Consider the following 12158-nt stretch of genomic DNA (forward strand, 5'->3'; position numbering starts at 1 on the left):
GGCAGACAATGGGGGTGTATCTACCCACCTCACTCAGCATTCAGTTTTTGCTGAAGCAACTGATTCGTCAGTTTGGGATCGGCCTTGCCGCCCGTCTCCTTCATCACCTGTCCGACAAAAAAGCCCAACAGTTTAGTTTTGCCGCCGCGATATTTTTCTAACTCGTCGGGAAACGCCGCCATCACCTTGTCGATCGCCGCTTCAATCACCGTTGGATCAGAGACTTGTAGCAGCCCTTTCTTCTCGACGATCGCCTTAGGAGAACCGCCTTGGCTCAGCAAATCCGGCAAGATATCTTTAGCGATTTTGTTGCTGATGGTGTTGGCTTCAATCAGTTGAATCATCTCCGCCAATCCGTCTGGCTTCAGTGGAATATCGGTAATGCTTAGCTTTTCGTTGTTAAGGTGAGCGCTGATATCACCCATGATCCAGTTAGCTGCTAGCTTGGGATTAGCCCCGGCTGCTACCACTGCTTCAAAGTATTCAGACACCGATCGATCATCGGTTAGGACGCGGGCATCGTAGGCCGATAAGCCTAACTCGTTTTCGTAGCGATGACGCTTAGCGGCTGGTAGTTCCGGCAATTCAGACTTCCACTGCGCCAACTGCTCTTTCGAGACTTCGATCGGGCCCAAATCCGGTTCGGGGAAATAGCGATAGTCGCTGGAGCCTTCTTTCACCCGCATGGTAAAGGTGCGCTGCGAACCTTCATCCCACAGGCGTGTTTCTTGAACAATTTTCTCGCCCGCCTCAATAGCAGTGATTTGCCGATCGATCTCATAGTCGATCGCCTTTTGAATGGCGCTGAAGGAGTTCATGTTTTTGATTTCTACCTTCGTGCCAAATTTCTCGGAACCGACAGGACGCACCGAGATATTCACATCGCAACGCAACGAGCCTTCCTGCATATTGCCATCACTGACGCCCAGATAACGCATAATGCGGCGCAGTTCTTGGGCATATTCGGCGGCTTCTTGCCCCGATCGCATATCCGGCTCTGAAACAATTTCTACCAATGGCACACCTGCCCGGTTGTAGTCTACTAGCGAGTGCGTAGACCCCGATAGCCGATCGCTACCAGCATGAACCAGTTTGCCAGCGTCTTCTTCCATATGCAGACGAGTAATGCCAATCCGCTTGGTCAGAGCTTTGCCGTCTTCACCCACAATCGGCTTGCCTTTGTCGTCGGTGAGTTCAATCTCTAGCCAACCGTGCTCGGCAATTGGTAAATCGTACTGCGAGATCTGATAGTTTTTTGGCAAGTCTGGATAGAAGTACTGCTTGCGATCGAATTTGCTGTAGGGAGCGATCGTACAGTTGAGCGCTAGACCGGCTTTGACGGCATACTCGAGTACTTTTTCGTTTAGAACCGGCAATGTTCCGGGCAACCCCATACAAACCGGATCAATATTGGTGTTGGGATCGGCTCCAAACTTAGTGGAACTGCTCGAGAAAATCTTCGTTTCGGTGCTGAGTTGGCAATGGGTCTCCAGTCCAATGATGGCTTCGTATTTAGTTTTAGCCGGAGTCGCAGTAGTCATGGAAATTGCTGTAAGCGCTATAAGCAACGATCGAATGGCTCTATTGTAGTACTGATTCAAAGCGACATTGTTACGGACAACTCTACCGTCACGCTTGAATATGAGTGATTGACCGATCGCCCCTACGGCTGCAACGCCTCGATCGCTTCATCACACCAGGCAATCCAATCTTGCTCATTGCGGATGCCGCGCCGCAGTGTCAAGTATTGGCAGCGTTGCTCAAAGGTGAGTTGGTCGGGGGTGGGGAAATAGTCCGCGGCGATCGATTCATAAGTAGCCAACCGCTTTAGGTGTTGACGGCGATGATGCTCAAGCTGCCTCAGCAGCACTGGCGATGGCACCAAATGCCCTGCAAACACTTTCACCAAAATATCTTCCCGCAGCGGCCCCAGTTCGGTTTCCTCATCGATCCACTCGGCTAGTTTTTGCTGACCCAGCGGCGTCAGGGCATAGACTTTTTTGTCTAGCGACTTTTCTTGCGGAATCACTTCCACGCTGACCCACTGTTGTTCCTCTAGCTTTTTTAATTCCCGATAGATTTGCTGATGTGTCGCTTGCCAAAAATAGCCCACTGAGCCATCAAACGCTTTGGCGATTTCATACCCACTAGAGGGCTTGTGCGATAACAACGATAGAACTGCTTGCGCCAGTGCCATAGTCTCTCTTCCTGTATTCCGCCCCCTCTCTTGACAGGCGTTGTTCATTCACTATAGAGTAAAAGGTGTATGCAAAAAGTTGCATAAAACTAATGGAATTTACGCAGTAGAAATGAAAACTCTTGGAGGTGAAATGATGTCCTTTGTTTCAGTAACCCGGCTGAGATTACGATCGCCCCTCTACCTGCCTGCGTTTTTTACCCATGCCGTTTCCAGCTTCAGGCAAGCTAAGCAAGCAACAGGCAACCTGCAAACTACAATTCGGCGGCAGGGAATTCGGGTCTTTTGGACACTAACAGTCTGGCACGATGAAGCCTCAATGCGGGCATACATGACCTCTGGATCTCATCGCCAAGCGATGCCCAAGCTAGCTCAGTGGTGTGATGAAGCCTCTGTGACGCACTGGCAGCAGGAAAGCGCCGAGCTACCCTCCTGGCAAGAGGCAGAACAGCACTTACGACAGTTCGGTAGATTAACGAAATTGCCCCATCCCTCTCCAGCCCAGGCGGCAGGCATCATCGACGTATAATCGACTGACACGGCCATTCCTAATGAGACATAGCGATACAGGAAGTGGCGTGGCAAGGTTGCCATGAATCAAAGAAGGGCTGTTGTTTGAGAACCTTCACTACCAAGATCCACACATAGCACAACCGATCGCCACAAACTGTTCACCGCAAGTAATTAGCCTCGTCGAGTTCTCTTGCAGTAGGCGATCGGGCTTCGCTCAATCCTTCCGCCTCATGTCGAGGGTAACGGAGCTTCGTTGCGCAAAATTTGTCCAGATTCGTCAATTAACAGAGGCGTTACCGGGAAATCGCTTTCAATCAAATTGCGAATGAAGCTCACACTAGTGAAGTTGTCGTCAATATAGGGAATGCCTTGCCCATCTAAGCGCACCGGAATAATTCGACCCGTAAGAAACTCGCCCTGATTGCTTAACTGCGCATCCAAAATCAGCGAATAGCCCAACACGCCCTCGCTCGACAAGGTGCGATAGCCAACAAAATTTCCCAATGAGTAAGCAATCAGCCGACTGTTGTAAAGTTCTAAGGCGCGAGGTACATGCGGCCCATGCCCTAGAATTAAATCTGCTCCCTGATCCACCATTGCCCGAGCAAATTCCACCATATTGCCGCGATTTTCGCCAAAGAAAATTTCCGTCTCGTTGCGGGTACGGCTAGCGTCGGACCCTTCGGCTCCGGCATGAACTGAAATCACGACAATATCTGCTTCCTGTTTGGCTCGATCGACCAGTGCTCGGCCACTGTCTAAGTCCAGCAGAGAGTTGTGGTCGGGGAAATAGCTAAAGCCAATAAACGCCACCCTGACGCCATTGACTTCGGTGTAAACAATGTCATCTTTCTGCCCCACCGCTTCCATTCCAGCTTGACGAATATGGGTAACAGTATCGGCAAACCCCTGATCGCCAAAATCAAAGGAGTGATTGTTGGCCACGCTCAGGACATCGAATCCCAGTTGCTTTAATATATTGGCAAAGGCAGGCGGCGATCGAAACGCAAACGTTTGACCTTGGCTGATATCTTTGGCAGCATTGGGATGATCGGTCAGTGTACTCTCAAAATTGCCGAATAAAATATCCGCGCCATCAAAAAACGGCTTGACGTTGTCAAACAACCAAGCTCCATCGCCATCCGGCAGTCGATCGTTGGGAAAGTTGGTTCCTGGAATGATATCTCCTACAGCTTTGATGGTGAGAGCAGGCTGCGCTTGGTTCGGTACAGTGGAGACCAACGGGTTGACTGAAGATTCTACTGGAGCAATTGCTGACGGTGATTCCACACTGGGGGTGAGGGCAACCGAGGAATCAGCTTGCGATCGGGAAATGGCTGGATTCGCCGCCGAGGAATTCAGCGACGCATCTAAATCGGACTCAGATGGCGCCATGTCTGGCTGATCAAATAGCTTATTCCAACTAGCTCCAGCAACAAATCCAGCCGAAAAGGCTAGGGGAACCAACAAGCCTGCCCGCAATGCGGCTATTCGTTGCCACGGTGGAGCAGACGTTCGCCGCGTTTTGATCGGCGCGGGTTGGGGCACAGGCGCCGCTGGCGGTGGAGCAGTTGCCTCAGCCCGCGGATCGGGCGACTTCAAAGAGATAGAACGGGAGGGGACAGCTTGTCGTGGAGTTGTTGCTTGGGAGGCGGCCGACGGTACGATCGTGGGCGCCACCTCCGACTGCAATCGCCATTCCTGGGTCCAGGCTGGAGACAAAGTTCCCAGTTGCCGTCCGTATACCCGGAGTAGTTTGATCGACTGCGTACCCAAGCAAACAATTCCTCCCCGCACAAACCGGGCCAAATCGCGCTTGGGGGGTTGATCGGCTTCTAGCAATACATGCAAACAGGCTTGGTCGCGTCTAGCCCGTACCTGAATCCCTCTGGGCTGCAACGCCTGATTGATCAGAAAAGCAATGGCTTGAGCATCTCCTTGACGGGCTAACCTCAGTGCATCCTGGCTCATAACGTCCTATACCTCACACCACCAGAACAAATCGCTTAATCATAGTCCTTGCCCACGAATTTTTGTCACGCAAAATTTAAACCTTGACTCATTGACCCATTGCTGAAGGTTGAATGCGATCGCGTGGGGGACGATCGATTCAGTTAACCGGAGGCTTAATACCATCACGCCGAGAAACCATAACTGGATGAAGCTGTAAATGACTGACTTGAATGATTCAGTTGACAGTGCAAGGATGGCAACCCCTGCCCCTCTATTCAGACCTGACATCCCTATTTCTTGACAAATATGGACGCATCTAGCCAGAAATATGTGAAGAATTATCACATTCACGTCTGGCAGCGGATCTGCCTCAGCGATGGACTCTGAGTGACTTAATCAAGTTGCGTTGCGATCGTCGGGCATCGCTTCGTCATAGCCATTAGAAGTTGCTTACCAACCGCCGTTCAAAATAATGTGTACCCCCCCTAGTGCCGCGCCGCTCGCCACCAAAGTCAGCAGAATCGGAGAGCCGCTGCGAAACACAGCGCCCTGTTTTGTCTGAATCGTGTCCACATCGATCCAAACCTGTGCGCCACGACGGAACCAACCCGTTACGATGACAGAGTCGTGGAGTTTGAGCAACTCGGTGGGACGTGGTGCTTGCGAGACTATGCTGCCCACGAATCCGGTTCTGGAGGTGAAGTGCAGCCGAATCAATCCGGTTGTTGTTTGCAGCAGTAGATCTTGATACAGGCGATTTTGAAAACCACGTCGCCCCAGCAATGTTCCCTGTATTCGCACAGGCATACTGTCAATTGGCAGCGCATCAGCCTGACGCAATAACGTCTCTAGCGCCGGATCAGCCAAGCACGCCGATCGATGAATAGTTGGAAAATGGGGATTAATCGACAGTAGCAACCCTACCCCAAACCCTAGCCCCAGCCACCCCTGCCACAAAGAACCGCGCTCCAGCCACAGCCAATCTAGGCTAATCCAATTTGCTTGATAGGAAATCCAGCCAACTGCACCTAGCAGTAAGCTGATCCCAAGCCCGACCGCGCTACCCACCAACGGAGCCATTTGCAACAGCATGGTTTGAACAGATGGAGAACGAGGAGCAGAGGAGGTTGGAGGATCAAATTCCGAAGCTAGCTGCCAGCGGTTGGCATACCCAGCTAACTGCTTCAGTCGATCGCCCAGCAACGGATGACTGTGCCAAACAGCAAACCAACGACGATACGGGTGCAAGCAATCCCAGCCGAACAGGCTAGCAGTCGGCGATCGAGAATAAACACTGCCCACGCTAGTCGCTGCTCGTGCATCCACGGGTAATAGCAAGGCAAAACTTTCCAGTACAGCAGGGGTCTGTCCTTGGTGTTGTAGGGCTTCGGCCATGCCAATTGTGATTTTTAATAAAGCACGAATGCGCCCATTGGGATTACCCGTTCGCTCGGTGGCCCAGCGATCGCCGTAGTATTGCCGTCTCTGCGATAGCCACCGTCCTGCCCACGCGCAGCACCAGTACGCCCCATACCCAATTGACGAGACCAGCACCGCCATTGATTGCAAGACCCGATCGGATTGGCGATCGCCCCATATAGCCACTGTTGAATACATCCAGTAGGGGAGTTGCGCCACTAAAACCAGCCCAGAGAGCACGCTAATGCTCCAGGTGTCTATTGGCTCAAGTTCGGCGGCACACATCGTAGCAATTTCATCGTCGCTGAGTTGCTGCAAGAGACCTCGACTGATCGCAATGCGCCTATAGCGGGGTAGATGTCCATAGCTGAAAATTAGGGGGGCTGTAGTTGGCAAAATTCCTAATCTAGGCATGATTTGGGGTGAGCAGCGACGCTGAAACAAACGGGCCGACTCTGGGCTATGGATTGCCAGTTCTTGCAAACTCAACGGTTTGAGCCGATAGCAGCGCTGCAAAATTCGATCGAACAACCAAGGCGATACGCTAAACAAAATGCCAACTGTCAGCACCGCCACCCCGGTAGAATCAACTTCGACATAGAGCGATCGGACAAAGGGAATCCAAGCAAAGAAAAAGATTAGCCCATTAATTGTCGTTTGGGCGATCGTTAGTAGGGTTTGCAGGACCCAAATCAACAGCAGTACCGTTAAACCTTGTAAGCCCCACAGGGGCCAAGTTGGTTGAGGAGCTAAGCGCTTTGGTTGTCGTCGTCCTGCCTGCCGCCATTGCAAGCTGGTTGAAGGCGGGGCTGTCGTTACATGAGACTGACTTCGCTCGACCGAAGCAGTTGGCATCGGTGAATCTGTATTGGTATAGGTCAATAGTGCAGCAATGATTTCTTCGTCTGATTCCTCAGCCACCAATTCTTCAATGGCCTCTGAAATCACATCCGATTCAATTGCATAAGAGGGGGACAATCGCTGAATCCTCGTTTCCCGGTTGACATTAAGCTCGGTGGGTGGAGTAGATGGCTTCTTCTTAAGAGGCGAAATAGCAGAACATGCAGGGTTGGGTTGCTTGGGAACCGCTGCCAATGGAATGAAGCCCGTCTTATCTAATCGATCTTTATCTAATTGATCTAATTTGTCTAATTGGCTGGAATCGTTAGAACCAGCCGTTGCTGGCACAGATGGCGGTTGCAATCGCCGTTCCAATCGCTGTAGCTGCACTAGCGTTCGTTTGGCCCATGTTTGGATTTGCGGCTGTGGATGGTGACACAATGGATGACACTGAGCTTTAGCGCGATCGAGTTGCCCGGTAATCCCATAGGCTTTGATCAATCCCATCTGCGCTTTGAGCCGCTGGGCTGGATCAAGGGTCATCCGCTCAACCCTCTGCAAGTTCTCGATCGCAGTTTGGTAGTTTTTGTCCTGAAGGGCTACCAATCCAGCGTGGAGGACCGCCGTGCTTAATTCAGTCGGGGTTCGATCGGCAGTGGGGTCAGCAAAATTACTCATGAGGCGTCTGAGGCGTGGTTGAACTCCTGTCCAATCGGTAGAGTACCCGCGTTGGCTGGTTTCAATACCGCTGAAATCTTTCGCAGGTTCAACCCCAGACGATCGGGAATTTTCTAGGATAAAGATAGTGACGCAACTTAGGTGAACCGAATGGCGACAAATCAGCAATCGACACAGTGGGATCTAGGCAGATTTGTCAAAACCTTGTCCTACTTTGGTGCAATTCCCTTTCTCAGCGATCTAGACTGGTTCCAACAGTGGCTTGGCAGTCGTGCCCATCCCAGCGTAGACAGCACTGCTTTATCGAAGTCAAATTCCTCTATGCCTACTCACAAGCTGATTTTTGATTTCACCCAACCCAGTAGCGACTTAGGCGAAGTTTGGGGGGCACTCGATGATGTGGTGATGGGGGGGGTTAGCCAAAGTGGGCTGCAACTAGGAGCGGCTGGGGCTTTTTTCTCTGGCACAGTGTCTACAGCGAATTCGGGCGGATTCGCTTCGGTACGCACACGCAACTTTGAACCACCAATCGATCTATCTGGATTTGCCGGCATTGAACTACGCGTCAAAGGAGACGGCAACCGCTACAAGTTTATGCTGCGCACTGAAACCCGCTGGGATGGAATAGCACACTGTTATTCTTTCGATACCACACCAGATACCTGGATAACGGTACAAATTCCCTTTACAGCCTTTGTTCCAGTTTTTCGCGCGAAAACGGTCAACAATGCTCCTCTCGACCCTAGCCGTATTCACGCCATGCAGTTGATGCTCAGCAAATTTGAATATGACGGTGGCTTGAACCCTCACTTTGAACCGGGCTTCTTTCAACTACAAATCGAATCGATTCAGGCTTACTCAGGCTGAGTCAGGAGAGCAGGTTCAGAATTTGCCTCGCCACCGCTTCTGCAACGGGCATCACCGACAGACGGTTGCCTGGCCGCACAACCCACAGTTGTTCTGGAGTGAAGCTTTGCCGTAGTACGTCCAGCGAAATCGGTGTTGGAAATTCCTGCACAAATTTCACCTTCACGGTTTGCCAACGAGGATGATCTGGTGTAGATTTCGCGTCGTAATACTTGCTTTTCGGATCAAATTGGGTGGGATCGTCGAGGTTAGCCTCACTGATCTGCATTAATCCCACAATGGCCGGCGGTTTGGTGTTGGAATGATAAAAAAACGCTTGATCGCCTACAGCCATCGATCGCAGGAAATTGCGCGCCTGATAATTGCGAACACCATCCCAAATTGTGTGTTTATCGCGAGCCAAATCAGCAATGCTATAGACGCTTGGTTCCGACTTCATCAGCCAATAATTCATTGGATGGAGACTAAAAAACAACAAGCAAACCAACAAGTAAACTAATGCGAGTTTGAAGAATTGTGATTGTTGGGCAGCCAGGGATCGGAAGAAGCAGATTCAGGCGAAGGCGACTCCCCATCCCACTCAATGGCATCGAAGGATTGCAGATCCTCTTCATCTGTTGGATCGATCGATCGATCGCGGGGACGATCGCGGTGGGTTCCGCTTCCGAACGCATCCGACAACAAATCCTCCTCGACCTCAGATGACCAAGGGTCAGCTATCGAGTCTGAATCCATATAGCCCAGCAGATCATCATCCGCCATTCCACTACCTGCTTCTCCTATGTCCTCTAAACGGCGAATCAAAATCCGCTCTAATCGAGGGCCATCGGCCGATTCCACTGTCATTTCATAGCTGGCATAGCGCATTTGTTCCCCTTCCGTTGGAATCTTTTGCATCTGGTAAATTAAGAAGCCGCCCAACGTTTGATAGTCCTCTGCCAAAGGCAACTCTAAATCTAGTAGTTCATTGACTTCTTCCAAGTCTGTCTGCGCTTGCACCAGAAACGTGCGCTCGTCCAAAATTTGCAGTGTAGGTTCTTCGTCGTCTCCTTCAGATTCCCGCGTGTCGCCAATAATTTCTGCAACCAGATCCTGGAGCGTGACAAGTCCAGCAGTGCCTCCATACTCGTCTACCACTACCACCATTGCCTGCCCCGATCGCCGCATTAGCCGCAGTAATTCATCTAACGGCACCGTTTCAGAAACAAACTGAGCGGGTCGCACCCAGGGCAAGATGGAGCTATCCAACTTCAGTTGCTCTTGTACGACGGGTTCTGCTAACTCCTTGAAGTGAATAATGCCTTGAATATCATCTAACGATTCGCCCATGACCGGATAACGCGAATGGCCTGAACTAACAACCTCATGCAGTAAATCCTGAAAGGTAGCCTCCCCGGAAATGGCCACAATGCTTGTGCGCGGCACCATCACCTCACCAGCCGACACCTCAGCAAACTCAAACACATTCGTCAGTAATTCGCGCTTTTCATCTTCTAAACCAGGGGTTTCTGCGGAGGTGCTAATAATCAGTTGCAGTTCTTCAGGGGTCACTCGGTGGGCCCACCCCTGACCGGTATACTGCACACCCACCAATCGTAATAATAGCCGAGTTGATTGATTAAGAATCCAAATCAGCGGATTGAATAAACGGGCGATCGCCAGACTGGGCGCTCCCAAGATTCTGGCTAGTTGCTCAGGATACAGCAATGCCATCGACTTAGGGCAAAGTTCTCCTAACACAATTTGTAAATAGGCAATTAGCACAAAGGCCAGCGGAATGGCCAGCGAGTGGGCAGCAAACTGCTGATTGGTTGCCGATAAGGGTAGCCGCGACAAAACTACCGCCAGCAGCACCGCCATCGTGCCTTCTCCAATCCAGCCCAGTGCCAGGCTTGACAGCGTAATGCCAAGTTGCGTGGTAGACAACAGCCGATCGAGACCGCGCTGAAGATCTTGCACTGTTTTTGCCTGCACATCACCTGCCGATACCAGTTGAGCAATCCGCGATCGCCGCACAGAAACGATCGAAAATTCAGCCGCCACAAAGAACGCATTAATAGCAATCAAAACTAAGACCGCCAGCAGCCGTAGGAAAACATCTGACCCCGACAATAGAGGCACAGGAACAACCGCCAGAACACCAATGGCAAGGGAAATCATCTACGAGCAACAATAATTGGCAAATCCATTTAAGGACTAACTGGAGCCACATCTGCTGGAGGCACACCGCCCCCTTCAATTTGAGCTTTCACATTTGCCAAAATATCTTCTTCTTTTAGAAAAACCAATTCCTCGCGACGAAGATGATTTTCATCGCCATCAGAATTGTTAATCGGTCGTGTATTCGGCTGGGTCACGCCTTTAAGAGAATCGCGCCCCAGACTGTACCCCCAGATGGCGCTTGCCAAGCCAGCACCCATCATCAGGGTTAACAACACTAAGGTTAAAGCAACGGTTGAGTTTACTCTCATAGCTGCGGATTGGTACTGCCTCAAGATACAATAGGAGCCTAGCAATTAGAACTACCAGGGTTGGCCGAGCGGTTTAGGCAGCGAACTCATAATTCGCCTTAGGCAGGTTCAACTCCTGCACCCTGGACTTTTCCCTGTTGAACATTGCGGTCTGAAACACTGCTAGTAGGCTAGATACTAGCATTTTGCAGCCACAGTGGTACTCTTTCCGGGAAAGCGCGATCGAGCAATGGAAGCTAGATACTTTTCTCGCTTAAGGAAAATTAATGAATACATGGACTCTGGTATGGGAGCGCGGCTAGACTAGAGATCTGACCTAAACTGTGACTAAACTGTAAAAAGTTTAGTTGGAGAAGCAATTGGAGAATTTTGGAACACAGTCATGAGCCAAGACAGTAGAAATACTATCTTCATCCCCACTGATCCACGTTGTTTCTCCTGGTTTTTCCGCCTAAATTCTTATCAAGAAGGTCAAAATCAAGAATGTCAAAGCCATTTCCCAAAATGGAACTTTGAAAGCTAGGATAGGTCAAAGAAAAAACCAGCCTACCTTTCACTCTGTAAAAAGTTCATTAATCTTGATATTAAACTCCTTGATAGCAACCTCCAGTTCTAGTAATCCCAGTAATCCCAGCCCGATGACTTCAGCACCGCATCAAAGCCACCTACTGATCATTGAGGATGATAAGGGACGGCGGGAATATACCCTGGATAGCCCAGTCTATTCCATTGGTAGAGACCCCAAATGCGATATCCGGCTTGTATCTCAGTTTGTCTCTCGTCGCCATGCTACCCTAGTGCAGCTTCCCAACGAAGACGGAAGCTTCTACTATCGGATTGTGGATGGCAACCTAAAGGGAAAACCCAGTGCCAATGGGCTTTTAATTAATGGTCGCAAGTTACAAGCTCATGATTTGCAAGACCAAGACAAAATTGTTTTTGGACCGCAAGTTCAAGCCATTTACTATTTGCTAAAGCGAGATGCCATTACAACCGTGCCTCCAGACGAATATGACATCACATTGATTAGCCCCAATATGGTTGATGATCCGGAAGACGCCGATGGGAACGAATCGTCTCGCCCAACTCGTCCTGCCCCTAGTCCGCGTCCCTACGATTTGTAGAATGAATGGCAGGAGACCCAAGCGTAATCCTTGCAACGGTAATTTCAACGGCAATTTCTAATAAACACACAATCTCTTATTTTCTCTTTACAAAGA

At 50.5% G+C, this 12158-nt stretch carries 10 protein-coding genes and 1 tRNA gene; 4 read left to right on the top strand and 7 right to left on the bottom strand.

Features of this window, described 5'->3' with window-relative positions:
• Positions 1-29: 29 nt before the first annotated feature.
• Entirely contained in the window at positions 30-1541 is a 1512-nt protein-coding gene (gatB, locus tag OXH18_RS04065; protein ID WP_268611142.1) for an Asp-tRNA(Asn)/Glu-tRNA(Gln) amidotransferase subunit GatB, read from the bottom strand.
• A 122-nt stretch (positions 1542-1663) separates the two neighbouring features.
• Positions 1664-2197 (bottom strand): PadR family transcriptional regulator, encoded by a 534-nt coding sequence (locus OXH18_RS04070; protein WP_268611143.1) that lies wholly within the window; start codon positions 2195-2197, stop codon positions 1664-1666.
• Positions 2198-2309: 112 nt separating this feature from the next.
• Between OXH18_RS04070 and OXH18_RS04075 the strand changes: the two genes are divergently transcribed.
• Entirely contained in the window at positions 2310-2726 is a 417-nt protein-coding gene (locus tag OXH18_RS04075) for a DUF3291 domain-containing protein (RefSeq protein WP_268611144.1), read from the top strand.
• Positions 2727-2938: 212 nt separating this feature from the next.
• Here the strand turns inward: OXH18_RS04075 and OXH18_RS04080 are convergent, their stop codons facing one another.
• Positions 2939-4681, bottom strand: a complete 1743-nt coding sequence (locus tag OXH18_RS04080) for a CapA family protein (RefSeq protein WP_268611145.1) — start codon at positions 4679-4681, stop codon at positions 2939-2941.
• Positions 4682-5113: 432 nt separating this feature from the next.
• Positions 5114-7768, bottom strand: a complete 2655-nt coding sequence (locus OXH18_RS04085) for a M48 family metalloprotease (RefSeq protein ID WP_268611146.1) — start codon at positions 7766-7768, stop codon at positions 5114-5116.
• On the opposite strand from OXH18_RS04085, the gene OXH18_RS04090 reads away from it, so the two are divergent.
• Positions 7751-8467 (top strand): CIA30 family protein, encoded by a 717-nt coding sequence (locus OXH18_RS04090; protein ID WP_268611147.1) that lies wholly within the window; start codon positions 7751-7753, stop codon positions 8465-8467. The two genes, OXH18_RS04085 and OXH18_RS04090, sit on opposite strands and share 18 nt — an antisense overlap.
• 1 nt (position 8468) lies before the next feature.
• On the opposite strand, the gene OXH18_RS04095 is transcribed toward OXH18_RS04090, so the two are convergent.
• From OXH18_RS04095 to OXH18_RS04105, 3 genes are read right to left on the bottom strand one after another with little or no spacing between them, the layout of a single operon-like run.
• Entirely contained in the window at positions 8469-8921 is a 453-nt protein-coding gene (locus tag OXH18_RS04095; protein WP_268611148.1) for an EVE domain-containing protein, read from the bottom strand.
• Between the two features lie 41 nt (positions 8922-8962).
• A complete protein-coding gene (locus tag OXH18_RS04100) occupies positions 8963-10627 on the bottom strand; it encodes a hemolysin family protein (RefSeq protein ID WP_268611149.1) in 1665 nt (554 codons plus the stop codon).
• A gap of 29 nt (positions 10628-10656) precedes the next feature.
• Positions 10657-10938: a hypothetical protein gene (locus OXH18_RS04105; protein ID WP_268611150.1), complete on the bottom strand. Its 282-nt coding sequence runs from the start codon at positions 10936-10938 to the stop codon at positions 10657-10659.
• A 54-nt stretch (positions 10939-10992) separates the two neighbouring features.
• On the opposite strand from OXH18_RS04105, the gene OXH18_RS04110 reads away from it, so the two are divergent.
• Both OXH18_RS04110 and OXH18_RS04115 read left to right on the top strand, forming a co-directional pair.
• Positions 10993-11065 (top strand) — tRNA-Ile (locus OXH18_RS04110).
• Between the two features lie 511 nt (positions 11066-11576).
• Entirely contained in the window at positions 11577-12062 is a 486-nt protein-coding gene (locus tag OXH18_RS04115; protein WP_268611151.1) for an FHA domain-containing protein, read from the top strand.
• Positions 12063-12158: the final 96 nt, after the last annotated feature.

The sequence above is a fragment of the Thermocoleostomius sinensis A174 genome, assembly GCF_026802175.1.
GTDB classification, from domain to species: Bacteria; Cyanobacteriota; Cyanobacteriia; order Elainellales; family Elainellaceae; genus Thermocoleostomius; species Thermocoleostomius sinensis.

What these genes read in the sequence shown, in the direction of transcription:
- gatB (WP_268611142.1), bottom strand. Translation starts at nt 1,541, where the DNA reads ATGACTACTGCGACTCCGGCTAAAACTAAATACGAAGCCATCATTGGA.
- OXH18_RS04070 (WP_268611143.1), bottom strand. Translation starts at nt 2,197, where the DNA reads ATGGCACTGGCGCAAGCAGTTCTATCGTTGTTATCGCACAAGCCCTCT.
- OXH18_RS04075 (WP_268611144.1), top strand. Translation starts at nt 2,310, where the DNA reads ATGAAAACTCTTGGAGGTGAAATGATGTCCTTTGTTTCAGTAACCCGG.
- OXH18_RS04080 (WP_268611145.1), bottom strand. Translation starts at nt 4,681, where the DNA reads ATGAGCCAGGATGCACTGAGGTTAGCCCGTCAAGGAGATGCTCAAGCC.
- OXH18_RS04090 (WP_268611147.1), top strand. Translation starts at nt 7,751, where the DNA reads ATGGCGACAAATCAGCAATCGACACAGTGGGATCTAGGCAGATTTGTC.
- OXH18_RS04095 (WP_268611148.1), bottom strand. Translation starts at nt 8,921, where the DNA reads ATGAATTATTGGCTGATGAAGTCGGAACCAAGCGTCTATAGCATTGCT.
- OXH18_RS04100 (WP_268611149.1), bottom strand. Translation starts at nt 10,627, where the DNA reads ATGATTTCCCTTGCCATTGGTGTTCTGGCGGTTGTTCCTGTGCCTCTA.
- OXH18_RS04105 (WP_268611150.1), bottom strand. Translation starts at nt 10,938, where the DNA reads ATGAGAGTAAACTCAACCGTTGCTTTAACCTTAGTGTTGTTAACCCTG.
- OXH18_RS04115 (WP_268611151.1), top strand. Translation starts at nt 11,577, where the DNA reads ATGACTTCAGCACCGCATCAAAGCCACCTACTGATCATTGAGGATGAT.